This window comes from Aerolutibacter ruishenii, from assembly GCF_007830115.1.
GTDB classification, from domain to species: domain Bacteria; phylum Pseudomonadota; class Gammaproteobacteria; order Xanthomonadales; family Xanthomonadaceae; genus Aerolutibacter; species Aerolutibacter ruishenii.
Genome location: NZ_VLKP01000002.1, coordinates 61,566 through 86,498, shown reverse-complemented (window position 1 = coordinate 86,498; position 24,933 = coordinate 61,566). Strand labels below are relative to the sequence as shown.

The 24,933-nt window shown below is 68.5% G+C and carries 22 protein-coding genes; 7 read left to right on the top strand and 15 right to left on the bottom strand.

All coding sequences use genetic code 11. The annotated features are described in order from the left end of the window. Together IP93_RS02675 and yiaA are read left to right on the top strand one after the other, a co-directional pair. A complete protein-coding gene (locus tag IP93_RS02675; protein WP_144811671.1) occupies positions 1-1,881 on the top strand; it encodes a T6SS phospholipase effector Tle1-like catalytic domain-containing protein in 1,881 nt (626 codons plus the stop codon). 208 nt (positions 1,882-2,089) lie between these two features. Next, positions 2,090-2,554, top strand: a complete 465-nt coding sequence (gene yiaA / locus IP93_RS02670; protein WP_199747066.1) for an inner membrane protein YiaA — start codon at positions 2,090-2,092, stop codon at positions 2,552-2,554. A 253-nt stretch (positions 2,555-2,807) separates the two neighbouring features. Here yiaA and tatC read toward each other — a convergent pair whose 3' ends face one another. The 4 genes from tatC to IP93_RS02650 all read right to left on the bottom strand — a co-directional run bounded on the left by tatC (position 2,808) and on the right by IP93_RS02650 (position 5,204). Beyond that, complete coding sequence (gene tatC / locus IP93_RS02665) at positions 2,808-3,551, bottom strand: twin-arginine translocase subunit TatC (RefSeq protein WP_144811665.1); 744 nt, start codon at positions 3,549-3,551, stop codon at positions 2,808-2,810. 19 nt (positions 3,552-3,570) lie between these two features. Further along, a complete protein-coding gene (tatB, locus tag IP93_RS02660) occupies positions 3,571-3,984 on the bottom strand; it encodes a Sec-independent protein translocase protein TatB (RefSeq protein WP_144811662.1) in 414 nt (137 codons plus the stop codon). Positions 3,985-4,022: 38 nt separating this feature from the next. Continuing rightward, complete coding sequence (gene tatA, locus IP93_RS02655; RefSeq protein ID WP_144811660.1) at positions 4,023-4,256, bottom strand: Sec-independent protein translocase subunit TatA; 234 nt, start codon at positions 4,254-4,256, stop codon at positions 4,023-4,025. Between the two features lie 87 nt (positions 4,257-4,343). Further along, a complete protein-coding gene (locus IP93_RS02650; protein WP_144811658.1) occupies positions 4,344-5,204 on the bottom strand; it encodes a lipid-binding SYLF domain-containing protein in 861 nt (286 codons plus the stop codon). A gap of 208 nt (positions 5,205-5,412) precedes the next feature. Here IP93_RS02650 and hemH point away from each other — a divergent pair, with 208 nt between their 5' ends. After that, positions 5,413-6,390, top strand: a complete 978-nt coding sequence (hemH, locus tag IP93_RS02645) for a ferrochelatase (RefSeq protein WP_144811655.1) — start codon at positions 5,413-5,415, stop codon at positions 6,388-6,390. Between the two features lie 11 nt (positions 6,391-6,401). Then, the gene (locus IP93_RS02640; RefSeq protein WP_144812307.1) at positions 6,402-7,241 is read left to right on the top strand and encodes an alpha/beta fold hydrolase; all 840 of its coding nucleotides are present in this window, start codon (positions 6,402-6,404) and stop codon (positions 7,239-7,241) included. A 51-nt stretch (positions 7,242-7,292) separates the two neighbouring features. Here IP93_RS02640 and IP93_RS02635 read toward each other — a convergent pair whose 3' ends face one another. From IP93_RS02635 to ttcA, 3 genes are all read right to left on the bottom strand, one after another. Next, positions 7,293-8,078, bottom strand: a complete 786-nt coding sequence (locus tag IP93_RS02635) for a M48 family metallopeptidase (RefSeq protein ID WP_144811652.1) — start codon at positions 8,076-8,078, stop codon at positions 7,293-7,295. A gap of 109 nt (positions 8,079-8,187) precedes the next feature. After that, positions 8,188-9,093, bottom strand: a complete 906-nt coding sequence (locus IP93_RS02630; RefSeq protein WP_144811650.1) for a recombination-associated protein RdgC — start codon at positions 9,091-9,093, stop codon at positions 8,188-8,190. 90 nt (positions 9,094-9,183) lie between these two features. Further along, entirely contained in the window at positions 9,184-10,137 is a 954-nt protein-coding gene (gene ttcA / locus IP93_RS02625) for a tRNA 2-thiocytidine(32) synthetase TtcA (RefSeq protein ID WP_144811648.1), read from the bottom strand. Between the two features lie 111 nt (positions 10,138-10,248). Between ttcA and IP93_RS02620 the strand changes: the two genes are divergently transcribed. Further along, entirely contained in the window at positions 10,249-10,458 is a 210-nt protein-coding gene (locus tag IP93_RS02620; RefSeq protein WP_144811645.1) for a YdcH family protein, read from the top strand. A gap of 80 nt (positions 10,459-10,538) precedes the next feature. On the opposite strand, the gene plsB is transcribed toward IP93_RS02620, so the two are convergent. The 4 genes from plsB to IP93_RS02600 form a co-directional block, all read right to left on the bottom strand. Further along, entirely contained in the window at positions 10,539-13,286 is a 2,748-nt protein-coding gene (gene plsB, locus IP93_RS02615; protein ID WP_425480015.1) for a glycerol-3-phosphate 1-O-acyltransferase PlsB, read from the bottom strand. Then, the gene (locus tag IP93_RS02610; RefSeq protein WP_144811642.1) at positions 13,286-14,251 is read right to left on the bottom strand and encodes a hypothetical protein; all 966 of its coding nucleotides are present in this window, start codon (positions 14,249-14,251) and stop codon (positions 13,286-13,288) included. The genes plsB and IP93_RS02610 overlap by 1 nt, the downstream gene beginning before the upstream one ends. A 257-nt stretch (positions 14,252-14,508) precedes the next feature. Further along, positions 14,509-15,426 (bottom strand): 5'-nucleotidase, lipoprotein e(P4) family, encoded by a 918-nt coding sequence (locus tag IP93_RS02605; RefSeq protein WP_144811640.1) that lies wholly within the window; start codon positions 15,424-15,426, stop codon positions 14,509-14,511. Between the two features lie 72 nt (positions 15,427-15,498). After that, the gene (locus tag IP93_RS02600; protein ID WP_144811638.1) at positions 15,499-17,478 is read right to left on the bottom strand and encodes a UvrD-helicase domain-containing protein; all 1,980 of its coding nucleotides are present in this window, start codon (positions 17,476-17,478) and stop codon (positions 15,499-15,501) included. Between the two features lie 143 nt (positions 17,479-17,621). Between IP93_RS02600 and IP93_RS02595 the strand changes: the two genes are divergently transcribed. Beyond that, positions 17,622-18,239 (top strand): thymidine kinase, encoded by a 618-nt coding sequence (locus tag IP93_RS02595; protein WP_144811637.1) that lies wholly within the window; start codon positions 17,622-17,624, stop codon positions 18,237-18,239. Positions 18,240-18,246: 7 nt separating this feature from the next. On the opposite strand, the gene IP93_RS02590 is transcribed toward IP93_RS02595, so the two are convergent. From IP93_RS02590 to mutM, 3 genes are all read right to left on the bottom strand, one after another. After that, positions 18,247-21,060, bottom strand: a complete 2,814-nt coding sequence (locus IP93_RS02590; protein ID WP_144811635.1) for a serine/threonine-protein kinase — start codon at positions 21,058-21,060, stop codon at positions 18,247-18,249. A 12-nt stretch (positions 21,061-21,072) separates the two neighbouring features. Next, the gene (locus tag IP93_RS02585; protein WP_144811634.1) at positions 21,073-21,636 is read right to left on the bottom strand and encodes an ECF-type sigma factor; all 564 of its coding nucleotides are present in this window, start codon (positions 21,634-21,636) and stop codon (positions 21,073-21,075) included. A gap of 178 nt (positions 21,637-21,814) precedes the next feature. Beyond that, positions 21,815-22,627, bottom strand: coding sequence for a bifunctional DNA-formamidopyrimidine glycosylase/DNA-(apurinic or apyrimidinic site) lyase (mutM, locus tag IP93_RS02580; RefSeq protein WP_144811632.1), 813 nt, complete (start codon positions 22,625-22,627; stop codon positions 21,815-21,817). A gap of 213 nt (positions 22,628-22,840) precedes the next feature. Here mutM and IP93_RS02575 point away from each other — a divergent pair, with 213 nt between their 5' ends. Continuing rightward, complete coding sequence (locus IP93_RS02575) at positions 22,841-23,164, top strand: EF-hand domain-containing protein (protein ID WP_158636268.1); 324 nt, start codon at positions 22,841-22,843, stop codon at positions 23,162-23,164. Positions 23,165-23,267: 103 nt separating this feature from the next. Here IP93_RS02575 and IP93_RS02570 read toward each other — a convergent pair whose 3' ends face one another. Beyond that, entirely contained in the window at positions 23,268-24,929 is a 1,662-nt protein-coding gene (locus IP93_RS02570; protein ID WP_144811630.1) for an MFS transporter, read from the bottom strand. Positions 24,930-24,933: the final 4 nt, after the last annotated feature.

Sequence of the window (24,933 nt, the reverse complement as noted above, 5' to 3'; positions counted from 1 at the left end):
ATGAGCAAGCTTGCCTACACTCCCGCTGCCGCGCCAGCAGCTGTTGACACACCGCCCCAACCGCCGAATCTCTGCGAGTCTGGGCGCACGTGCCGGTTGACGCTCAGCTTCTCGATCTTCTTTGATGGCACCCGCAACCACCTCGCGGAAGATGCGTCTTCCGGGTCGCAAAGTAATGTTGCGAAACTATACAAGGCGACGTTCGACAAACCTGAGGATGGCCAATATGCGTTCTATCTCCAAGGTGTCGGCACGCCGTTTCCGGAGATTGGCGAAAACACGCCGCACCCTGACGGAGCGGCCAAGGGGGCGATGGGCGCGGAGCGAATCCGCTATGCGCTCCTATTTGCCGCCAACCGAATTTACTGGAAGCTGACCAGGCAACTCCTGGTTGCGGATTCGTCGGAAAGTATCAAAAACGCAGTTAAGAACGACGACCTCTTCGAACGATGGAAACGACAGCTTACTCACGCGCTAAGCAGCTCTAGAAATCCGAAGATAGACTCGATCGTATTCGACGTGTTCGGTTTCTCGCGCGGTGCGGCGGAAGCGCGCTCCTTCCTCAACCAGTTGCGTCGCCATTTCTGTGATGTGCGCGGTTTCTATTGTGGCGTACCGATGCGGGTGCGCTTCCTGGGGCTGTTCGACACCGTGGTGTCGGTGGGGTATGCCGACTCCGTTCCCGGGCCTGTGACAGGCCACCAAGGGTGGGGTGACGAGTCCCTGATGACCATTCCGGACCCCGGGGAGGTCGAGCAATGTGTGCACTTGGTGGCAGCCCACGAGGCGCGCCACTCGTTCCCGGCGGATCTTGCGCGTCGGCCACACGCATATCAGAGAAACTGTCTGGAGGTGGTGTACCCCGGGATGCACTCGGACGTGGGGGGGGGCTACGGACTGTACAGCCAAGGCAAGGGAACATACTTTTCGAACGGCCGGGTGGCCAATACCCAGGCCGATAAACTATCGCAGATCCCGTTGAACGATATGTACGAGCGCGCGGTGGCGGCAGGCGTACCGTTGCGTAGCCGCGAGGAGATTGACCGAGCGGGTCTGAAAGACGATTTTGCCATCCGTCCCGAGCTTCAGTCGGCCTTCGATGCCTACATGGCCGCTACGGACCTCGGCACTGGCAAGGCGTCCGTGGAAGAACAGCTGCTGGCGCATCGCCGGCTTTACTTGGGGTGGCGCAAACAGATCCTCGACAGTGAGATTTTTGCCGGGCAGCCGTTTGTGCGTCGCTCAGGAGGGCAGGATCGCAATGACATGATCGAGGCCAACGAGGAGTTCGGCCGGCAGCTGAGGGAGATCGAAGCCTTCCCAGCCAAGCAGCGCGCTTGGCTGAACGGCTCGGCTAGACTGGACGGGAGGTCGAGACAGGCGAGTGCGCCGCGTGTCCCAATTGGCTATGAATTCCATGAGGATTGGCACCAGGCAGCGGTGCCGCGGCGGAGTGTCGCATCGTTCTTCGCGCAATACGTCCATGATTCCCGCGCGCATCTCCTGCTGACCGATCCACAGAGCGAGCGCGACCACGAGGCCATCCGTGATCGGCTGGAGAAGGAGGACGCGGACTATCGCGCGGCTCTGAAGCGGCATCGTGATGCCGTGGCGTCAGAGCGTGCCTATCGGAGTGGCCATCACCGCGTTGGAGTTATAACGCGCCCACCGTCCGACCCGCTCTCAGTGCGACAAAGATCCATTCTTGAACTATACCGCCAGGGTCGAAAGCCCCTGTATACCGACCGAGCGCCATCCTCAAGCACGGATGGCGTGACTGATCTGCTGGACCTGGTGAATCAAATGGGCGGGCGACGAGAACCGGACTGGAGCTATCTGCACAAACGACAGATCTTTGCCGTCAATCGTATGACTTACTGAAGAAGGTGCGCAGGGCAAGGAACGCTGACCGATGAAATGCAATTATTCAGTTGAAGTCAGGAGCCTGGTACTGCCGCCTCATGCAGCGGTCGTACGCCTGCACTCAAGTGACTCGTAACGAGAAATCAGGGTTGGGTGAAGCCGAGGGCAAAACGCAACAATCTGTTTCACGAACAATGAAAACTATTGAAAAAGGATGATAGAAGAAATGGAAACGAACCATACGAGCAAGCCGTCCCCCGCCTTTGTCGGCGCTTCCTGGTTTGCGCTGCTACTTGGCGCACTGGCTTATCTGGTCGGTCTTTGGAACGCCCAGATGCAACTCAACGAGAAGGGTTACTACTTCACCCTGCTGCTATACGGCCTGTTCGCTGCGATCTCGGTGCAGAAAAGCGTTCGTGATCGGCAGGAGGGTATTGCTGTTACAAGTCTCTACTATGGGTTGTCGTGGTTTGCCACCATCTCGGCGTTGCTACTCTTGTTCATCGGACTCTGGAATTCCGGGCTCACGCTCAGCGAAAAAGGTTTCTACGGAATGGCCTATGCGCTGAGCCTGTTTGCGGCGATTGCGGTGCAGAAGAACACCTGCGACAGTCTGCAGGCGCAGGACAACGGTCGTGAGCGCTCGGTTCGCTTGTTTCAGCGCGGCGAGGCCTCCGAGTCCGAAGGTTGATACCAATGGGCAGACGTGTCGGGAGGTGACGCCATGCGTGACGCCTCGCTTCGGTTGACGACCTCAGTCTGCCCCCTCTCTATGGGGAAGGTGGCGCGATATCTCGGCCAGGGGGAGCGGAAAGGTTGCCGGTAGCGGATGGCGTCCTACTCAGCAGCGGTTTGCTAATGTCTCGACTTGGGATGAGCGTAAGCAGGCGTGAATATGGAGGTCAGTTATCTTTGGCGGTGCCATCGTCGCAGTTGCTCGAGCCCTATGATTGCCCGCGACCGCGCACTACCCACCCCGACGCCACGATCCCCACCTCATAAAGCAGACACATCGGAATCGCCAACATCAACTGCGACACCACATCCGGCGGTGTGATCACCGCCGCGATGATGAACACGCCCACGATCGCATAGCCACGCGACTCCCTCAGCTGCGTCGGCGTCACCCACCCCAACGCCGCGGCAATCACCATCGCCACCGGCAGCTCGAAACTGAAGCCGAACGCGACAAAGATCACCAGCACGAAGTCGAGGTAGGCGTTGATGTCGGTCATCATCGCCACACCCTCGGGGGTGATCTTGGCGAGGAACCCGAACACGGTCGGCAGCACCAGGTAGAACGCGAACGCGCAGCCGGCGTAGAACAGGCCCACGGCCGACACCAGCAATGGCACCGCCAGTCGCTTCTCGCGCTGGTACAGGCCGGGCGCGACGAAGGCCCAGGCCTGGTACAGCAGCCACGGCATCGAGGCCATCAGCGCGACGAAGAACGCCAGCTTGAGCGGGGCGAAGAACGGCGAGGCCACTTCCACCGCAATCAGCTGGCCACCGGCGGGCAGCTTGGCCAGCAGCGGTGCGGCGAAATAGGCATACAGCCGGTGGGCAAACGGCAGCAACGCCAGCAGCACCACGAACAGCCCCACCACGGCCCGCAGCAGGCGGGCGCGCAATTCGATCAGGTGGTCGATCAGGCGCGGTTCGTCCGGCGTCTGCGTGGCGTCACTCATCGGCTCGGCATCCATGGGCTCAGGCCCGGCCATCATCGGACGATGGCGGGGTCGAAGGCGTCGACGCCGGCCCGTGGTCCGTGTCGGCCGGCGGAGCGTCATGCCGCTCGGTCGTGGTGCCGGCCTGCTCGCCGGTCATGCCGGTCTGCACGTCATGCGCGATGCCGCGTACGCCCTGCTCCACGCCCGCGGCCTGCTCGCGCAGCGCGGTCTCCGCGGCGCGCAGCTGCTCCTGCGCCTGGCGCAGGCTGCGTTTGAGTTCCTCGTCGGCCAGCTCGGTCTCCAGCTCGGCCTTCACCGAATACCACTGCGCACGCGCGCGGCGCACCCAAAGGCCGGCGAAGCGCGCGGCCTTGGGCAGCCGTTCGGGGCCCAGCACCAGCAGGGCCACGACGGCAATGACGAAGATCTCGGAGAAACCGATGTCGAACATGGCAGTTGGCCCGGGTCAGTGCCCGGGCCATGCCCCGCTCAGCGCGGGGTGTGCTCGTCGTCGCGCTGCTGCGCGCCGGTGGTGGTGCTGTCGCCGTCGCGGCGCTGGTCGGGCAGCTGGGGCGAGGGCTTGTCCTCGTCCTGGATGCCCTTCTTGAAGCCCTTCACCGCCTCGCCGAGGTCCTGGCCGACGTTCTTCAGGCGCTTGGTGCCGAACACCAGCACCACGATCACCAGCACGACTAGCCAGTGCCAAAGACTGAAACCGCCCATGGGAGTGCTCGAAAGGTAGGAGTGCTCAGGATACCGCAGGCGTGTCCTGCTGGTGTCAGCGCAGCCCGTAACGGCCGCCGGGCGACATCAACGCGGCAGCGGTTCCACCTTGGTCGGGCTTTCCACGGTCTCGAAACCGCCCGGCTGGGCCTGGCCGGCCGGCTGCAGCGGCTGGGTCTGGCTGCTGGCCGGCGATTCCGGCGCGCCCACCTGCACCTGGCCACCGCTGGCGCGACGTGGCGCAGCGCCGGTGCGGTTGGCGCTGGCGTTGGCGCTGGCTTCCTCCAGCCGGTCGCGGAAGTCGACCACGGCATTGGAGGGCACGCCCTTGGCGCGGCCTTCGAAGATCATGCGCGGGGTGGTGCCGTGGCCGTACACGGACTCGTTGGCCCCGTCGTCGATGCTCAGCACCGCGCCGTCCAGGGCCACCCCGGCAAACAGGCCGCGGGCACGCGACCACGACCAGATCTCGGCCTTGAGCTGGCCGTCGGTGGCGGTGGCGGCGTTGCGGCCGACCGGGCCGGCGGCCACGCCGGCATCGGCACCGAGGGTGACCTTGCCGTTGACAATGGAGTCCAGGCCGCGGTCGCTGCGGAACACCAGCACCACGTCGGCCGACTGCACGCCGGCCTGGAAGCCGATGCTGCCGCCGGTGAGCTTGACGAAGCTGGGGTTGGACCAGGTGCCGTCGGGGTTCCTGACCGACAGCAGGCCGTGGCCGCGGCGCGCACCGACCATCAGGCCGATCTTGACCGTGTCGGGCACGATCACGATCGCGTGGGCGTCATCCAGCAGCTTGTCCGGGATGGCCGATTCGGGAATGGCCTGGATGTCGGTCAGCACGCGGACCGCGTTGCGGGCGCGTTCGTCCTCGCGTGGGCCGGCCATCGCGCTGGTGGCGAGTCCGAGGGCGAGGGCAAGGACGGCAACGCGCGGCAGTCGGGACATGGCGGACTCCAATGATCGGGGGAGGTTGCGTTATACGGGGAATGGGACCGCGCTGACGAGTGCGGGGTTCCATGGCGCGGTTCAGGCTAGTGACGCGCGGATGAATCGCGTTGGAACCGTCCGGCGCGGGCTCGCCTCGGGTGGCGGACGGCCCCGGTACGAATCCGCAGGGGCAGCCCGCCTTTGGCCGGCTATCATCGCCACCATCATGACGTCCTCCGAAACCGTTTCCGACACCACCGTCATCCTCGTCAACCTGGGCACGCCCGAGGCGCCCACCGCGCCCGCGGTGGCGCGCTTCCTGCGCGAGTTCCTGCTCGATCCGCGGGTGGTGTCGATTCCGCGGCTGCTGTGGCAGCCTCTGCTGCAGTGGGTGATCCTGCCGCGGCGCTCGCCGGTGGTGGCCGAGAAGTACGCGCAGGTGTGGCTGTCCGGCGAGGACGGCGGCTCGCCGCTGACCGCGTACACGCGGCGGCTGGCGCGCGGCGTGCAGGCGCGCCTGCCGGGGCTGAAGGTGCTGGATGCGATGCGCTACGGTGCGCCATCGCTGCAGGCCGCGCTGCAGGCCGAACGCGCCGCGGGCACGCGCCGGGTGCTGGTGCTGCCGCTGTACCCGCAGTACTCCACCACCACCACGCTGTCGGTGGAGGATGCGGTGGCGACGGTGGCGGGACTGCCGGTTCGCACCGTGCGCGACTACCACGTGGACCCGCAGTGGGTGGCGGCGGTGGCCGATTCGGTGCGCACGCATCGCGCGGCGCATAGTGCCGGCGAGCACCTGGTGTTCTCGTTCCACGGCCTGCCGCAGCGCCTGGTGGACCGTGGCGACCCGTACCAGCAACAGTGCGAGGCCGGCGCGCGTGCGATTGCCGCGGCGCTGGGCCTGGCCGGCGACGCGTGGACGCTGAGCTACCAGTCGCGCTTCGGCAAGGAGAAGTGGCTGGGGCCGGCCACCGACACCACGTTGAAGGCATTGACCGAGCGCGGCGTGCGCAGCATCGACGTGATCGCGCCCGGTTTCTCGGTGGATTGCCTGGAGACGCTGGAGGAAGTGGCGATCGGGTTGGCCGAACAGGTGGCCCACGCCGGGGGTACGTTGCGCTACATCCCCTGCCTCAACGATTCGCCCGCGCACGCCGAGGTGATCGCCGGGATCGTGCGGCGCGAACTGGCCGCGTGGGCATGAGCGCGACGGCGATGCGCGAGTTCGGCGTCGACACGATCTTTGGCCGGCTGTGCGGCTTGCGCCGCGAGGCGCCGGGCGGGCGGCGGATCATCGCGCTGCACGGCTGGCTGGACAACGCGGCCAGCTTCGTCCCGCTGGCGCCGCACCTGCCGGCGCTCGACATCGCCGCGCTGGACATGCCGGGCCACGGCGCCAGCGCGCACCTGCCGCCCGCCGCCGATTACCTGAGCGTGGTGTTTGCGCGGGCGGTGCTCGCCACCGCCGACGCGCTGGGCTGGGAGCGTTTCAGCCTGCTGGCGCATTCGCTCGGCGCGGCGGTGGCCAGCGTGGTCGCCGCAGCCGCGCCGGAACGGGTGGAGCGTTTCGTCGCCATCGAGGCACTGGGCGCGCTGTCGGAGGCGGAGCACCGCACCGGCCAGCGCCTGCGCGATGCGTTTGCCGCCATGGCCATGCCACGACGCCAGCTGCGCGTGTTCGACGACATCGCCACCGCGGTGCGTGCGCGCATGCAGGTCAACGGGCTCAGCGAACCGGTGGCGCGGCTGCTGGTGGAACGCGGCATCGCGCCGATCGAAGGCGGCTTCGTGTGGCGCAGCGACCCGCGCCTGACCCAGCCGACCGCGGTGCGGATCAGCGAAGCGCAGGTGCACGACCTGGTGCGGAACATCGAGTGTCCGACGCGGGTGATCTACGCCGATCCGCCGCAGTCGTACTTCCCCGATGACGTGCGCCGCGCCCGCGCCGCCCTGCTGCCGCATGGCGAGCTGGTGGTGATGCCCGGCACCCACCACCTGCACATGGAAGACCCGGCGGGCGTGGCCGCCGCGATCGGCGACTTCTTTCACCGATAGCGGGCTCCGCGAGCCCCTGGGGCCTCGGCTGTGAATGCGGAGGTTGCGCGATCAGCCGCCGATCAGCGCGCGCAACATCGCCTTCAACCGCCGGCCCTCGGCGTTGAAATAGCGCCGCTCGTCGCGCCACGTCGGGAACCGCGCCTCCACCTCACGCCAGAACGCGCGCGAGTGGTCGTGGTGGATCAGGTGGCACAGCTCGTGCACCAGCACGTACTCGAACGCCGATGGCCGCGCCAGCACCAGCGACAGGTCCAGCGTGACCGAGCCGTCCGGCGCCAGTGAGCCCCACTGCGACGACATCACCTTGAAGCGCACCTGGCGCGGCGCGCGCGGCAGCCCCGGCAGGTAGCGCGGCAGCCAGCGGCCGACGTCGGCACGGCCCTGCGCCTCGAAGAAATCACGCGCAGCGCGCTGGATGGCGGCATCGCGTGCCTGCGTGGGCAGCGAGAACACCAGCGCATCCGCGTCGCCATCAGGCTGCAGGCGGGTGGTGCGGCCGGTTTCCCAACGCAGTGGCACGGCGCGGCCGCGCAGCGGCAGGTGGGTGGTCTGGTCGCGGACCAGCGTGTCACCGCCGTCGCTGGCAAAGCGCTGCAGTTGCGCCGCCAGCCATTGGGCGTGCTCGGCGACGAAGCGCTCACCGGTGGCGGCGCTGGTGCGCGGCGGCAGGGTCAAACGTGCGCCACGCTCGTCCACCGACAGCTTGAGCCGGCGCGCGCGCGGATCGCGCACGCGGGCGATCTCGATGGTGCGGCCGTCGGGCAGCACCAGCTCGAACGCGTCGCGCTCGATCGCACGCGGCGACGGCGTCAACAGGCGGAACAGGGAGGTCATGCGATGGCCGTGGGGTGGCTTGCCACGATTGTACGGATCAACGCGCGACGTGCGTGACGACGCACGCGCCGTTCATCGCAGGCCCGCGCTGATGCGACCCGCGCGCGGATCAGGCCTCCGCCTTGCTCAGCTTCAGCGCGCCTTCCAGCACCGTGAACAGGCGGCGTACCTCGGCGGACATCAGGATGAAACGCGCGTCCAGTTCGGCACGCAGGTCGTCGCGCTCGGTGCTTTCCAACTCGTCGACGGCACCATCGAGCAGCTTGAACTTGCGCACCACCAGGTCCTCGCCGAGCACGAACGACACGTGGTCGTCCAGGGTCAGCGCCAGACGCGTGACCTGCTTGCCCGACTCCAGGTGCTTGGCGATCTCGTCGCTCTGCAGTTCCATGCGCTGCACTTTCACCACCGCGCCCTGGTCGATCGGGTCGCGCAGCTCGCATTCGTCGCCCAGCGACAGGCCCTCGGGCAGCGGGTCGCCGGCCACCCAGCCGGTCAGCACCGCACGCGGCGCGACTTCGGCGTTCAGCGGCAGCGCGGGGAAGCTGCCCAGCGCGCGGCGGATCTCGCTGACCACGTTCTCGCCGTTCTTGCGGCTGCTGGTGTCGACCACCACGATGCCGTGGCCCAGGTCGAGCAGCGCGTCGGTGCGCGAGGGCTTCACGAACGCGCGCGGCAGCAGGTCGGTGACCAGCTCGTCCTTCAAGCGTTTGCGGGTGCGGCCGCCGGGCTTGCGCCCTTCCTTCTGCTCGATCTCCGCCAGCTTCTTCTGCAGCATGTCGTTGACCACCGCGCCGGGCAGGATCTTGTCCTCGCCGCCCATGGCCAGCCAGATCGCGTCGCCCTGGCGGTGCGACAGCGCCTCGGCGTCGCGGCCGAACGGGCTGATGAAGCCGCGGCTGGACAACTCCAGCGGACCGACCGGCTTGAGCTGGCATTCGTCCAGGCCGGTGTCCAGGTCGTCGAGCTTGGTGGTGGTCGGAAAGCGGAACAGCGTCAGGTTGCGGAAGAACATCAGAGGCCTTTGGTCGATGCGGGTGAGGCGCCCGTGGCGGCGCCAGCAGTATCAGAAACGGTTGCGGTGTCAGCCGTTGCGACGCGCGGGTCAGTCCGTGGGCGTTGCGGCCTCACCGGACGTCTCGCCGGCCAGCCACGCATGCGCGTCGGCCTTGGCGCCGTGCGCGCCCAGCGCCAGGAAGTCGAAGAGGTTGGGATCGCTCAGCTGCGAGGGCCGGATGTCGCCCAGCGCACGCGCGATGGTCTCGATGCGCCCCGGCGTGTCCTGCTCCCACGCGTCCATCATCCGCTTGACCTGCTTGCGCTGCAGGTTCTCCTGCGAGCCGCACAGGTTGCACGGGATGATCGGGAACGCCTTGGCCTCGGCGTAGGCCGCGATGTCGTCCTCGCGCACGTAGGCCAGCGGGCGGATCACCACGTGCTTGCCGTTGTCGGACAGCAGCTTGGGCGGCATGCCGCTGAGCTTGGCGTGGAAGAACAGGTTGAGGAAGAACGTGGCCACCAGGTCGTCGCGGTGGTGGCCCAGCGCGATCTTGGTGATGCCGTTCTCCTCGGCCCAGGTGTACAGCGCGCCGCGGCGCAGGCGCGAGCACAGCGAGCACATGGTCTTGCCTTCGGGCACCACGCGCGTGACCACCGAGTAGGTGTCCTGCTCGATGATGTGGAACGGCACGCCGATGGACGCCAGGTAGTCGGGCAGCACGTGCTCGGGGAAGTCGGGCTGCTTCTGGTCGAGGTTGACCGCGATGATCTCGAAGCGCACCGGTGCCTTGGCCTGCAGCTGCAGCAGGATGTCGAGCATGGTGTAGCTGTCCTTGCCGCCGGACAGGCAGACCATGACCTTGTCGCCGTCCTCGATCATGCCGAAGTCGGCGATGGCGCGGCCCACCTGGTGGCGCAGGCGCTTGGCCAGCTTGTTGGCCTCGTGCGCGGCGCGGCGTGCGCGAGGCACGAACGCCGCCGGCTCGGCCAACGCGAGGGGTTCCGTGCCCGGCGCGAGCGCGGGGAGGGAATCGGGGTGCAGGGGCAGGACGGTACTCATGAACCCGCCATTCTACCGGCTGGGGCCGCGCCGCCGGTTAAGCAGTACCGCCGTGCCGTCCCATCCCGTTCCGGCCATGACGACGCCACGTCCGACAGGTAAGCTCCGCCCATGCACGAGTGCGACGACCCCGCCACCATTGCCCGCCAGCTGGCCGAGCTGCGGCAGGAGCACCGCGACCTGGACGGCGCGATCGGGCGTCTGCAGGCCGACATCGCCGCCGACGATCTGGCGATCAAGCGGCTGAAGAAGCGCAAGTTGTGGCTCAAGGACTGCATCGCGCGGCTGGAATCGTCGCTGATCCCGGACGAGCCGGCCTGACGTCCCCTGTTTTCCACGTTTGCGTGCCGCGCGCAAACGTGTCCGGGCGTGGCGCCCGCGGACGCGGGCGACGCCATGGTTCAGCTCTCCGGGGACCCCGGCAGCGGGGCTTTTGACGCGGCCTCCGGGCTCACCTTCTCGATCGTATGCCGCAGCTCGCGGCCCAGGATCACCTTCGCATCCTTGGCCCAGGTATCCAGTCGCTCGTCGAAGGTCAGCTTGCCGTTGCCGTCCACCCATACCAGCTTCAGCTCGCGCAGCTTCTGGATGAAGCCACGGAACAGGGTCTTGTCGAAGAACTCCGGCGCGGCCGGGGCGTACAGCAGCGACAGGCGTTGCGCGGCCTGCTGGCACAGGCTTTCCAGCTCGCCGGCGCTGAGCGTGCCGGCACCGTTCTTGGCCAGCACCGAGATGGTGATGTAGTAGCGCTCGAACGCCTGCTGCAGCGAGTGGCCGATGGCGCGCAGGCGGAACACTTCGTCGGTCTGTCCGGCGTAACGGCTGAGGATGCCGCCGTCGTCGTCGCTGACCCGTTCCAGCAGGCCCTCCCGGATGAACGCGTCGACCGTGCGGTGCAGGCGGTCGGCGAACTGGTCCTCGGTCCACGGCAGGAACAGCTCGCCCTGCAGGAACGGGTACACGCTTCGACCCAGGCGTTCGACCGTGCGCAGGCTCATGCGCCGGTTGTTCTGGAAGCAGCAGGCGATCCACGACGCCGCGGTGAACAGGTGCAGCACGTTGTTGCGGAAGTAGCTCAGCAGCACCGCATTGTCTCCGCCCACGCCGAGCACGTCGCCCAACGGGTGCGCGGTGCGGGTGAGCACGCCGATCTCCTCGCCGTGGGCGATGATCTCGGCGGGCGTGTGCGGCGTGACGGTGACGCGGTCGGAGTACGGCAGCTCGGCCAGCAGGTGCTGCGACAGCGCGATCTGCGCCAGCAGGTCGCCCTCGCCCATCGCATGCTTGGGCGTGGACAGCAGCGCCAGCGCCAGCAGGTTGATCGGGTTGACGTCCGCGGCGCGGTTGACGTTGACCTGGATGTGCTGCCCCAGCGCGCTGACGGTGTTGGCCAGCCACGTCGGCTTCTCGTCTTCGGGCACCGGCTTGCCGTCCCAGTCCGGCGCGTGCTCGCCCAGTACCTCGCCGAGGTAGATGGGCTCGCCGAAGTTGACCACCACCTGGCCGTAGTTGCTGCGCAGCACCTTGGGGATGCCCATCAGCAGCTGCCAGATCGATTCTTTCTCCTTGGGCTTGCCGGAGAGTTCGTCGAGGTAGCTGGTGCCTTCCATCAGCTTCTCGTAGCCGATGTACACCGGCTGGAACATCACCGGGCGTGTGGGCTGGCGCAGGTAGGCGCGCACGGTCATCGCCAGCGTGCCGCCCTTGGGTGGCAGCAGCCGGCCCGTGCGCGAGCGTCCGCCTTCGATGAAATATTCGATGGAGTAGCCGCCCGACACCAGCTGCGCCATGTATTCGGAGAACACCGCCGAGTACAGCGCGCTGCCGCGGATGCTGCGGCGGATGAAGAACGCGCCGCCCTTGCGCAGGATGGTGCCCACCACCGGCAGGTTGAGGTTGACGCCGGCCACGATGTGCGGCGGCACGATGCCCTTGGTGTACAGCAGGTAGCTCAGCAGCAGGTAGTCCATGTGGCTGCGGTGGCAGGGCACGTAGATGACTTCGTGCCCGGGCGCGGCCTGCTTGAGCTTGTCCAGGTGGTGCACCAGCACGCCGCGGTAGATGCGGTTCCACACCGGGGCCAGGATGAAGCTGGCCGAACGCACCACCGGGTGCGAGTAGTCGGCCGCGATCTCGTAGGCGTAGGCATGCGCCTTCTTCCACGCATCGTTGAGTGAACTCTTGTCGCGCCGGGCCTGGTCGGCGATGGCGTCCTTGACGGTGTCGGCGGCGAGCACCGCATCCACCAGCAGGCGGCGGGTGGACAGGTCGGGGCCGATCACCGCGGCGCGGATGCGGCGGAAGTGCGCGCGCAGCACGCGCGAGAGCTTGCGCACGGTGCGCTCGGGCGGCAGGCCTTCATCCACCTGTTGGCGCAGGCTGACCGGTGGCGAGAACCGCACCAGGGTGCTGCGGCCGTTGAGCGCGATGGCCATCAGCCGGCGGAAGCGGCCGACCAGCGTCCAGTTCTCGGAGAACAGCACCGAGAACCAGCCGCTGTTCTTGTCCGGGGCGCGGCCGACGAAGATCGACACCGGCACCAGTTGCACGTCCAGCGCCGGGTCGGTGCGGTGCGCTTCGAGCAGGCGCGACAACGACGCCGAGCGGGTCTTGCCGGAAGGCGGCCCGGACGGGGCCAGCGCGCTGGCATTGCGCCGCGACAGCGCCACGTACGCGCGCTTGCGTCCCAGCGGATCGCCGGGCAGCGGCTGCATCGGCGAGGGCAGGCCGTACTCGCGGCAGGCGCGCTCCAGGATCAGCGCGTTGGACAGGCCGTAGTCCTCCAGCACGTAGCAGACCGGGCCGCCGGTCCACTCGCGGGCGTAGTCGCCGGGGGATTCGGGCTCCACGGTCAGCGCGATCCACGGCTCCAGCAGGCGGCCGAGCAGGCGGGCCCACCAGGGGCGGCGGGCCGGTATGGACCGGCGACGCTCCGGGCCGGTCGGCGGTGACGCGGACGGCTCGGCGGAGGCGGGTTCGTCCGCTTCATCGGGGTTGCCCGCGGTCGGTAGCGGGGGTGCGCCCTCGCCCCCGGCGGGCACGTCGGGCTCGGTCGGGGTCGCCCGGCCATCGGTGGACGCCGGGCTCCCCTGGGGGGGGCGCTCGGACTCGGGGAACGGCAGGTGGGTCTGGTTCTGCATCGGCACCATTATGCCGGCTTGGCACCGGCCGCCGATTGGCGGGGCGCGACCGGTGGCGACTTCCGGCGTTTCGTGGCTGGAGCGGCCGGGTCCGTACCGGGTGCGGCGTCCGGTGTCGTCGCCTTGGCCGCTTCGGCTTCGGCATGGCGCAACAGGTCACTCATATACCACTGGCCGTCGCGGCGCTCGGCGCGCACGTAGGCGTCAATGGGGCGCCCGGCCAGGGTATAGCGCACCCGCAGGCGTGCGGTGTCGCCGGTCTGCTCGGCCAGGGTGGGGTGGACGCTGTCGAGGGTGGCGTCCAGGTCCAGGTCGTACGTGCGCAGCACGTCCTTGGTGGTGCGCAGGAAGGGGCCCAGTCGGCCGAGGGCCTTGTCCATGCCGGCACGGGGGAATGCGTCGTCCCCCCCCAGCCCTGTGCCGCGCGCGGCACCGATCAGCCGCGGCAGCGCCGCACTGGCACGCTTGCCCTCGGCCAGCGGTGCACGCTGCCCCCACTGGCTGAACGCGGCAATCATCTGCAGGTAGTGGTCGCGCTCCTCGTCGCTGTACTCCTCGGCGCTGGTCACGTACTGGCCGGCGAACAGGCCGAGCGTGGCGGCGGCGGAGCGCAGCTCCCGCCCCGCGCCGGAGAATTGCTGTTTGAACGTGGCGGTGAGCCTGCGCTCGGCACCGGGTGCGGCCAGCGCGGTGATCATCGGCGCGATGCGGTCGTCCAGCGGCAACTCGGTCAATGGCCAGACGGTGTGGCCCTGTTGCCAGGCCACGGCCAGGCGACGATGCAGGGCCGGGGGCACCGCGTGGCGGGCGTAGCCGGCCAGGTCGTTGCGGCGCAGGTCCTGCATCAGCCGGGTGAGGGCCTCCGCGGGACCGAGTGGTTTGGGTGGCGGCGGCGGCGGGGTCGGCGCACGCTCGCACCCGCCCAGCAACAGGGCCAGGGCGAGCGTGGTCAACAGGCGTCGGAACAGGATCATGCAGGCGGCCTTCCCCAAGTCGCCACTGCATCTTGGCGGGGGCGGGCCGGCGGAACAAGCCAAGCCAGTTCCGGATCGGGATGCGACGGGCAAGAAAAAGGAGGCCGAAGGCCTCCCTTAAAGCCGGCCGGAGCCGGAAGACATCGAGTTGTGGCGCGGTTCCCGGCGGTGCCGGGACTCAGAACAGCCTACCTGCGCCGACAATGTAATGCAACACAGTCGAAGTGCTGCATAACTTGTTGATTTATTGTGGCGCCTCAGCGCGCGACGTTGAGAGCCTCGAACTTGGCCTGACGTCGGGTTTCGAGCGGCTGGCGCCAGTCGTTGTTGAATACCGCCGGCTCCCAGCTACCGTAACTGGGATTGGGCAGCATCCACCAGCGCTCGCCGAACCACGCCTGGTGTTGGGCATACAGCGCGTCACGCCCCTCGGGTGTATTGGCCACGACTTCGACGAAGTCGCCCAGCTGGTCGCCAAACTGCATCAGCACGCGATACCGGCGGCCGGCCAGTTGCCGGCGGCAGTTCTTCTCGCTGCCCTCCTGCTCGCATCCGGCAACCACGGTGCCGAGGCCGAGGAAGACATCGTCATGCGCCACCGGCATGCCGACCGCCTTGAGGTTGGCGATGGTCGCATCCTTCAGGTGCACGGCGCGGTTGGAGAGGTAGAGCAGGGTGACGCCGCGCTCGGTGGCGGCGCGCGCGAACTCGACCACCCCGGGCACCGCGGCGGCCTTCTCCTCGCGCACCCAGGCATCCCAGGTGGCTTCGTTGTACTCGCCGCCTTCGCGCACCAGGCGCGCCTGGTACGGCGAGTTGTCGAGCACGGTTTCGTCGATGTCGAGCACCACCGCCGGCTTGAGCTTCCCGGCGGCGTTGGCGCGCTCCTCCGGCACCAGCGCGTCCCAGCCCGGCGTCTTGAGCGCGCGGTCGAGGTTGGCGGCGGCGGCGCGGTAGGCCTGCATGCTGGCGGCGCGGTATTCGGCGGCACGCTGCATCCACAGCACGGCGTTGAGGTTGTCGTTGGCGGCGACGGTTTCGGTGGATGGCACGACGGCCACGGCTTCGGGTGCGGGCGGCGCGGCCGGTGCCTCGGCCAGCGAGCCGGTGTGCCGACAGGAAGTCAGCGCGACGGCACAGGCCAGGATGGTCAGGGCAGGGGTGCGGAAATGCATGGCAATCCGGGGCGATACAGGGACGGGCGAGTGTAGCCCACACCAATGACAATCCTTCGTCTGCCGGTGCGCTCAGCTTTCCAGCAACGCGCGGATCGCGTCGAAGCCGGCCTTGGCGCGCTCCTTCTTGTGCTCGGCGTCCAGCGCGGGGTCGGCGCCGTCGCGCTGCAATTCCGCCGTGGGCAATTCGTCGAGGAAGCGACTGGGCTTGAGACGGATCTTCTCGCCCCAGCGCTGCGTCTCCTTCGAATGCGACAGCCACAGCCGTTCCTTGGCACGGGTGATGCCCACGTACAGCAGGCGCCGCTCCTCGTCGATGCGTCCCTCGTCCAGGCTGGCGTCGTGCGGCAGGTTGCCGTCCTCGACGCCGACGATGAACACGTAGCGGAACTCCAGGCCCTTGGAGCCGTGCATCGACATCAACCGTACCTGGTTGCCGGCGTCGCCCTTGTCGGCGTGCGACAGCAGCGCCAGCTGCGCGGCCAGTTCGCCCGGACCGGCGCCCTTGCCGCCGTCGAACCAGTCGGCCAGCTCCTCCAGGTTGGCCTTGCGCCGCTGGAAGCCGGTTTCGTCCTTGCTCTCCGCACGCATGGCATTGAGCAGGCCGCTGCGCTGCGCCAGTTCGCGCACCAGTTCAGCGGGCGTGAGGCGCTGCGCATCGCGGCGCAGGGTCTTGATGATGGTGCTGAAGCCATCGACGGCGTTGGCCGCGCGTGGCGCCAGTTGCTTGAGCACGCCGATCTGCTCGGCCGCGCGCGCCATCGGCATGCCGCCGTGCTGCGCCATCTCCGCCAGCTTGGCCAGGGTGGTGGCGCCGACCTCGCGCTTGGGCGAGGTGACCGCGCGCAGGAACGCGGCGTCGTCGTCGGGGTTGGCGATCAGCCGCAGCCACGCGAGCGCGTCCTTGACCTCGCCGCGCTCCAGGAACGCAGTGCCGCCGGTCAGGTGGTAGGGCACGCGCAGCAGTTGCAGCGCCTTCTCCAGCGCGCGGCTCTGGTGGTTGCCGCGGAACAGGATGCAGAAGTCGCTCCACGGCACCTGCTTGGCACTGGCGACGAAGGCGATCTCGGCGGCGACCTTCTCGGCCTCGTGCGCGCTGTCGCGGCACTCCCACACGCGGATGCGCTCGCCGTCGGCCTGGTCGGACCACAGCGTCTTGGGGTGCTCGTGCGGGTTGTTGGCGATCAGCGCGTTGGCGGTGCGCAGTACGCGGTTGGAGCAGCGGTAGTTCTGCTCCAGCTTGATGATCTGCAGCGCGGGGTAATCCACGCCGAGCGAGAGCAGGTTGTCGGGATTGGCGCCGCGCCAGGCGTAGATGGACTGGTCGTCGTCGCCCACGCAGGTGAACAGGCCTTTGGGTCCGGCGATGGCCTTGAGCAGGCGGTACTGGGCGTCGTTGGTGTCCTGGCATTCGTCCACCAGCAGGTAGCCGATGCGCTCGCGCCACGCCAGGCGCAGGTCTTCATGCGCTTCCAGCAGCTGCACCGGCAGGCGGATCAGGTCGTCGAAATCCACCGCGTTGAAGGTGGCCAGCCGCGCCTGGTAGCGCGCATACAGCAGCGCGGCCTCGGTCTCGCGGGTGCTGCGCGCGGCGGCCAGCGCCTCGTCCGGCGACAGGCCGGCGTTCTTGGCGCGCGAGATCAGGTTGCGCGCGTCATCGACCACGTCGGGCTTGCTGCCAGGCGGCAGCAGGTCCTTGATCTGCGCGGTGCTGTCGTCGCTGTCGAACACGCTGAAGCCGCGGCGCAGGCCGGCGTGCGCGTGCTCGATATGCAGGAAGCGCAGGCCCAGTGCGTGGAAGGTGCAGATGGTCAGGCCATCGGCAGCATCGCCCCTGATCCGCTTGGCCACGCGCTCACGCATTTCCTTCGCCGACTTGTTGGTGAAGGTGATGGCGGCGATGCGCTTGGCCGGCATCCGCCCGGATGCGATCAGGTGCGCGATCTTCTCGACGATGACGCGGGTCTTGCCGCTGCCCGCGCCGGCAAGCACCAGCAGGGGGCCGTCGGTGTGCAGGACGGCGGCGTGTTGGGGGGGATTGAGGCCGTGCATGGGTGCTTCGAAGGCCGGCGTGCCGGCATTGGCCCGTCAGTTTACCCGCGTCCGCCGGGATGCCGCAGCGACGGCCCGGCAGCGCGTGGGCGCTTGCGCGGTGTTGGTCCGTGAACGCTAGTCCGCCCCGCTACACTGGCGCCATGGCCAAGCTCTATTTCTACCACTCGGCGATGAACGCCGGTAAGACCACCACGCTGCTGCAGTCGGCGTACAACTACCGAGAGCGTGGCATGCGCGCGCTGATCCTCACGCCGCGGCTGGACCACCGCGGCGGCAGTGGCACGGTGGCTTCGCGCATCGGCTTGCAGTCGGAGGGCATCACCTTTGACCGCGGTTCGGATCTGCTGGCCATCGTACAGGCCGACATCGCCACGCAGGGACCGCTGCACTGCGTGCTGGTGGACGAGGCGCAGTTCCTGTCGAAGGCGCAGGTGTGGCAGCTGAGTGAGGTGGTCGACGCGCTGCGCATCCCGGTGCTGTGCTATGGCCTACGCACCGATTTCCGCGGCGAGCTGTTCGAGGGCAGCCAGTACCTGCTGGCGTGGGCCGACGAGATCAGCGAGATCAAGACCATCTGCCACAGCGGCAAGAAGGCGACGATGACGGTGCGCGTGGATGCACGGGGACGCGCGGTGCAGGACGGGCCGCAGGTGGAAATCGGGGGCAACGAGCGCTACGTGTCGGTGTCGCGCGCCGAGTTCAAGAAGGTGATGCGTGGCGAAGGCGTGATCGAGCCGTCGCAGCCGCCGCTGTTGTGAGCCGCGCTCACGGCGGGTCGTGGCGGCAGGCCGCATCGATGGCCGTCACTTCGCGCGTGAGCACGCCACCTTCGGGTTGCCACTTCGCCAGCGGCGCCTGCAGCGCGGCCAGGGCGGCGGTGGCCGCGGCAGGACTGTGCGGACACCCTGCTTCGGCAAGATAGGCACCCGCGCGCACGCTGGCCAGGGTCGCGTCCGGCCGGGCACCCTGCCGGCGGGCCAGGTTTTCCAGTTCATGCCGGGCGCCGGCGTCGCCAGCCTGCGCGCGCAACCGCGCCGAGGCGGCTGCGGCATTGCGGGCATCCGGATGACCGGCGCCCAGCGCGCGCCGGGTCATGGCGGCGGCATTGCGCAGGCTGGTGCTGGCCCCGTGGGCGTCGCCAAGCGACTGTTGCGCCAAGCCCAGTTCAAGCAGCGCCGCTCCGGTGGCGAAATGCCCGTCGCCTTCGCGCTCCCGCCGCAGGCGCACCACTTCCTGCAATAGCGGCAGGGCTTCGGCTGCCCGGCCCGCGTCGCGCAGGACCGCACCCTGCACAATCAGGACCTCGCTGCGCAGCGTCGGATCATCGACCCTGCGGGCCGCCGCCGCGGCCTGCAGCAGCGTGTCCATGGCCCGCACGATGTCACCCAGCTCACGCTCCGCGCGCCCGCGCCCGACCAGGCTGCGGATCGTGTCGGGGTGGTTCGACCCCAGGCGGGCCTCCAGGTGCCGGTACACCGTGTCCAGCGCCTCGCGGGCCTCGCGGAAATGGCCCGTGTCCATCTCCAATCCTGCCAGCTGCAGCTGGGTGGCGATGCTGGCCGGATGGTCGCTGCCGCTGGTGGCGAGGCTGACGGCCAGTGCCCCGGCGACTTCGCGTCTGGCGCCCTCGAAGTCGCCACGCGCGCGGTGCAGGCTGCCCAGGCTGCGGCCGATGCCTACCAGCAGCGGGTGGCGCGACCCGGCTTCCGCGCGAAGTTGTTCGCGGGCTTCGTCCAGTTGGCGCAACGCGCTGCCGATTTCACCTGCATCGGCGTGCAGGTTGGCCAGGTCCATCAGGTTGGCCACTTCGCCGATGCGATCGCCGTTGCCGTCACGGCGGATGGCCAGGGCGCGCTCGAACAATTGCCGCGCCCCGCGTCGCTCGCCATTCTCGCGGCGGCAGCGGCCCAGCTGCGAATAGAACTCGGCGACCTGTGGCGGCAGCTGGGCCTGTTGCCGCCGCGCGCTGGCCAGGGCGGGTTGCATCAGGTCGATGCATTCACGTGGCTTGTCCTGCAGCCGCAGCACCCGGCCACGCTGGGTGACCGATTCCAGCCGCAGGCTGTCCGGGATGTCGTCGCTGGCCTCCAGGATGGCCGCCTGCCGCTCGAGCAGGGCGCGGGCTTCGTCGTAATCACCCAGGCCGATGCGCAACCGCGCCACCAGCCCGATCAGTTCGGCACGCGCCCGTGGTTGGCGCGCCAGTTCGCGCTGGCCGCGCTGCAGCGAAGCGTCCAGCAGCCCGCGCACGTCAAGCGGTTGCCCGGACTCGCCGGCACTCGCGGTCTCGAAGACGCTGATCATGAAGTCCTGGATGGCTTGGGCGCGACTGGCCTCGCGCACCGCCTCGCGGGCCTGCCAGGCCACCAGCCCGAGCGCGGCGACCAGTACGGCCGCCACCAGCGAACCGGTCGCCAGTGCCCAGCGGTGCCGGTGCAGGTACTTGCGGAGCCGGTAACCGACGCTGTCCGGGCGGGCCGCCACCGGCCGCCCGAGCTGGTGCCGGCGCAGGTCCAGCGCCAGCGCCTCGACCGAGGCATAGCGCTGTTCGGGCTGCTTGGCCAAGGCCTTGAGCACGATGTTGTCCAGGTCGCCGACCAGCGTCCTGGCCCGCCGACGCAGGCCGTGCGCATCGCCCGGATGCAGTTCGGCGGCGCGCAGCAACGCCTGCGATGGCCGCAGTGGATCGGCGCTGAGGATCGCCTCCTCCCAGGCGGCGTCACTCTTGCGCGGGGGGCGGTACGGCTTGCTGTCGGTGAACAGCTCGTACAACAGCACACCCAGGGAATACACGTCGGTCATGGTGCTGACCGGCTCGCCGCGCACCTGTTCGGGTGCCGCGTAGTGCAGGGTGAAGGCGCGCACGCCGGTGCGCGTGCGCTCGACCAACGGGGCGTCGTGGTCGAGCAGCTTGGCGATGCCGAAGTCCAGCAGCCGCACGTCGCCAGCCGGCGTGACCAGGATGTTGGACGGCTTGAGGTCGCGGTGGACGATGAGGTTGGCGTGGGCGTGGCTGACCGCGTCGCAGATCTGGTGGAACATCTGCAACCGAAGGTCCAGCGGCGTGTGCTGCTCGCTGCACCAGTCGGTGATGGGCACGCCATCGACGTACTCCAGCGCCAGGTAGGGCAGGTTGTCCTGGCTGATGCCGGCGTCGAGCAGGCGCGCGATGTGGGGGTGCGTCAGCCGGGCAAGGATCTCGCGCTCGCGGGTGAAGCGCACGCGCAGGTTGGTGTCCGCCAGCCCGGGGCGCAAGAGTTTGAGCGCGACGCGCCGCTGGTAGAGACCGTCGGCGCGGGCCGCGAGCCAAACCTGGCCCATGCCGCCCTCGCCCAGCAGGCGTTCCAGCCGGTAAGGCCCGATCAGCGCGCCCGGCGCGGGGCCGGTGGGCAGGTTGAGCGCCGGCTCGGCCAGGAAGTCCGCGTGGTTTTCGTCCAGGTCGATCAGCGAGCCCAGTTCGTCGGCCAGGCCGGCGTCTTCCGTGCGCAACGCATCCAGTCGCCGTGCGCGGGCGTCGGGCTCAAGCTCCAGCAATGCGTCCAGCAGCGGCGACAGGCGTTGCCAGCGCTCGGTGTCCATCGCGTGGCTCCATCACGCCTCGCGCAGGGACGCGAGCAGGAACATCCGGGCCTTCTGCCAGTCGCGGCGGATGCTGCGCTCGGAGCGCTGCAGCAGCGCGGCGATCTCCAGCTCGGACAGGCCGCCGAAGTAGCGCAGCTCCACCACCTGCACCAGGCGCGGATCGACCGCGGCCAGCCGGTTGAGCGCGGTGTCGAGGCCCAGCGTTTCCTCGTCCAGCCGCACGCCGCCGGAGATGTCCTCAGGCAGGTCGGTCACGCGGTGCAGGTCACCGCCGCGTTTCTGCGCCAGCCGTTGCCGGGCATAGTCGACGACCACGCTGCGCATGGCCGATGCGGCGTACGCGAAGAAGTGGCCGCGGTCATCGAACTGCGCCTCGCGACGGCCGATGAGCTTGAGGTAGGCCTCGTGCACGAGGGCGGTGGCGTCGAGCGTGTGGCCATGCTGGCCGGCGAGCTGGCGCCGGGCCATGGTGTGGAGTTCCTGGTAGAGCGTCGCGAGCACGCGATCAAGCGCTCCGCGGTCGCCATCGCGCGCTGCATCCAGCAACATCGTGATTTCGGCGGTATCGGACATCCCACCCTCCCCCACCCGCGGTCATTTCGTGGGAACTATACCGCTTCGGCGCGCGCTGTCGCGTGCACATCGGATGAAACTCCGTTGGCACTGAATTTGCTAAACCTGCGGTGTGCAAGCGCGTGGTGGCCACGCTGCGCCGGGTGCATGGCGTGGGGTTGGGCGTGGACCTGGCGGCTCAGCGTTGGCAGTGCGCGCACCACACGCTGGCGCGCTGGCCGATGCTGGCCTGCTTCAGCGGCCGCCCGCAGCGTGGGCAGGGCTCGCCGCCGCGGCCGTAGGCGGACAGCTCCTGCTCGAAATAGCCGGGGGCGCCATCGGGGCTGATGAAATCGCGCAGGGTCGTGCCGCCCCGGTCGATGGCGTGGCCCAGGATGGCCTTCACCGCTTGGGCCAGCGCCACGTAGCGCTCGCGGGATACCCGCCCCGCTTCGCGCAGTGGCGAGATCCCGGCCGCGAACAGCGCTTCGGCTGCGTAGATGTTGCCCACCCCGACCACCACCTTCTGGTCCATCAGGAACGTCTTCACCGGCGCCCCACGCTTGCGGCTGCGGGCGAACAGGTAGTCGCCGTCGAAATCGTCCGACAGGGGTTCGGGGCCGAGGTTGCGCAGCAGGTCGTGCGTCTGCCCGGCCGGCTGCCACAGCAGGCAGCCGAAACGGCGTGGGTCGTTGAACCGCAACACCTGGCCGGAGTCGAGGGCGATGTCGACATGGTCGTGGGCGCGCAACGGCGTGTCGGCGGGCAGCACGCGCAGGCTGCCGGACATCCCGAGGTGCAGCAGCGGGCTGCCGGCCGCGGTTTCCAGCAGCAGGTACTTGGCGCGTCGGCGCACCTGCTCGATGCGCTGCCCCGGCAGGGTGTCGACGATGTCGTACGGGATGGGCCAGCGCAGGTCGGGCCGGCGCAGCACCACTCCGGTCACGCGGCGGCCTTCGAGATGCGGGGCCAGGCCGCGGCGGGTGGTCTCGACTTCGGGCAGTTCGGGCATGGCGGCAGCTTACCGGCTGTCCGCGGCCGTCGTGCCATCGGCGCATGGCACGGGCGCACGGTCATGGGCTGTCGTTCATGCGGGCGCCGCCGGCACGGTGGCATGATCGGGGCCCCACCCAACCCCATGAAGGCCCTGGTGAAGGCTTTCCGAAACACAAGCCCCGGCCCTGGTGCTACCCGCCGCCCGTCGGTCGCAGCGCGCGCCCGGCTGTTGCCGGCCGCAGTGCTGGCGTTGGCATGGTCGAGCGTCGCCGGGGCGCAGGTCGCCGCCACGCGCGATTACCTGGCGCGCATGGACACCGACGGCAATGGCCGCGTGTCGCTGGCCGAATACCAGGCATGGATGGGTTATGCGTTCGCGCAGATGGATCGCAACCGGGACGACCGCCTTACCGCGGATGAACTGCCCGGCGGCCGCGGGCGCGAGGTCAGCCTCGCCGAGCACCGCCAGCGGCTGGCCGAGGCCTTCCGCCGGCAGGACAGCAACCGCGATGGCGTACTTGATGCGCGCGAGTTGGCGGCACCGCCGCAATAGGCAGCGCCGTTCTGCAGGCGCGTTCGGCGCAATGCGGACGGACCCGGAAAGAACAACGCCGGCCCGAGGGCCGGCGTCGTGCTTGCAGCACATTGCGCGATGATCAGTCGCGGATGTCCACGTCCTTGGTCTCGCGCAGGAACAGCGAGCCGATCACGAAGGTCATCAGCGCGATCACGATCGGGTACCACAGGCCGTAGTAGATGTTGCCGGTGGCCGCAACCAGGGCGAAGGCGATGGTGGGCAGGAAGCCGCCGAACCAGCCGTTGCCGATGTGGTACGGCAGCGACATCGAGGTGTAGCGGATGCGGGTCGGGAACAGTTCCACCAGCCACGCCGCGATCGGGCCGTACACCATGGTCACGTAGATCACCAGGATGGTCAGGATCAGCAGCACCATCGGCTTGTTGATGCGCGCCGGGTCGGCCTTCTCCGGATAACCGGCCTCCTTCAGCACCGGCTTCAGCTCGCCGAGGAACTTGTCCGCCGCGGCCTTGGCTGCCGCCTTGTCCAGGCCCTTGCCTTCATAGCTGGGGGTCTCGACCGAGCCGACCATCACCTTGGCCACGGTGCCGGCCGGGGCCGCTTCCACCGTGTACGGCACGCCCGCCTTGGCCAACGCCGAGGCGGCGATGTCGCACGAGCTGTTGAACACCTTCTTGCCGATCGGGTCGAACTGGAACGAGCAGGTGGCCGGGTCGGCGATGACCTTGGCCGGCGCGCTGATGCTGGCTTCCTCGATGGCCGGGTTGGCGTAGTGGGTCAGCGCCTTGAACAGCGGGAAGTAGGTCAGCGCGGCGATCAGGCAGCCGGCCATCACGATCTTCTTGCGGCCGATCTTGTCCGAAAGCCAGCCGAAGAACACGAAGAACGGCGTGCCCAGGAGCAGCGCGCCGCCGATCAGCAGCCACGTGGTGGTGCTGTCGACCTTCAGCGACTGGCTGAGGAAGTACATCGCGTAGAACTGGCCGGCGTACCAGACCACGGCCTGGCCGGCGGTGGCGCCGAGCAGGGCCAGCAGCACGATGCGGCCGTTCTTGGAGAAGAAGCTCTCGGTCAGCGGCGCCTTCGACAGCTTGCCCTCGTTCTTCATCTGCTGGAACAGCGGCGACTCGGACAGCTGCATGCGGATCCACACCGACACGCCCAGCAGCACGATCGACACCAGGAACGGAATGCGCCAGCCCCAGGCCTCGAAGGCCTCGACGCCGATCGACTCGCGAACGCCCAGGATCACGATCAGCGACAGCAGCAGACCGATGGTCGCGGTGGTCTGGATGAAGCTGGTGTACAGGCCACGCTTGCCGTCGGGCGCATGCTCGGCGACGTAGGTCGCCGCGCCACCGTACTCGCCACCCAGGGCCAGGCCCTGCAGCAACCGCAACACGATCAGGATGACCGGCGCGGTGATGCCGATGCTGGCGTAGCTGGGCAACACGCCCACCAGGAAGGTGGAGAAGCCCATGATGACGATGGTGACCAGGAACGTGTACTTGCGGCCGATCATGTCGCCGAGGCGGCCGAACACCAGTGCGCCGAACGGACGCACCGCGAAGCCGGCGGCGAAGGCCAGCAGCGCGAAGATGAAGCCGGTGGTCTCGTTGACGCCGCTGAAGAACTGCTTGGCGATGATCGCCGCGAGCGATCCGTACAGGTAGAAGTCGTACCACTCGAACACGGTGCCGAGGCTGGAGGCGAAGATGACCTTCTTGTGGCTTTTGGTCAGTTCGCCCGATGCTGCATGGGGCGCGGTAATGCTGGACATGTGC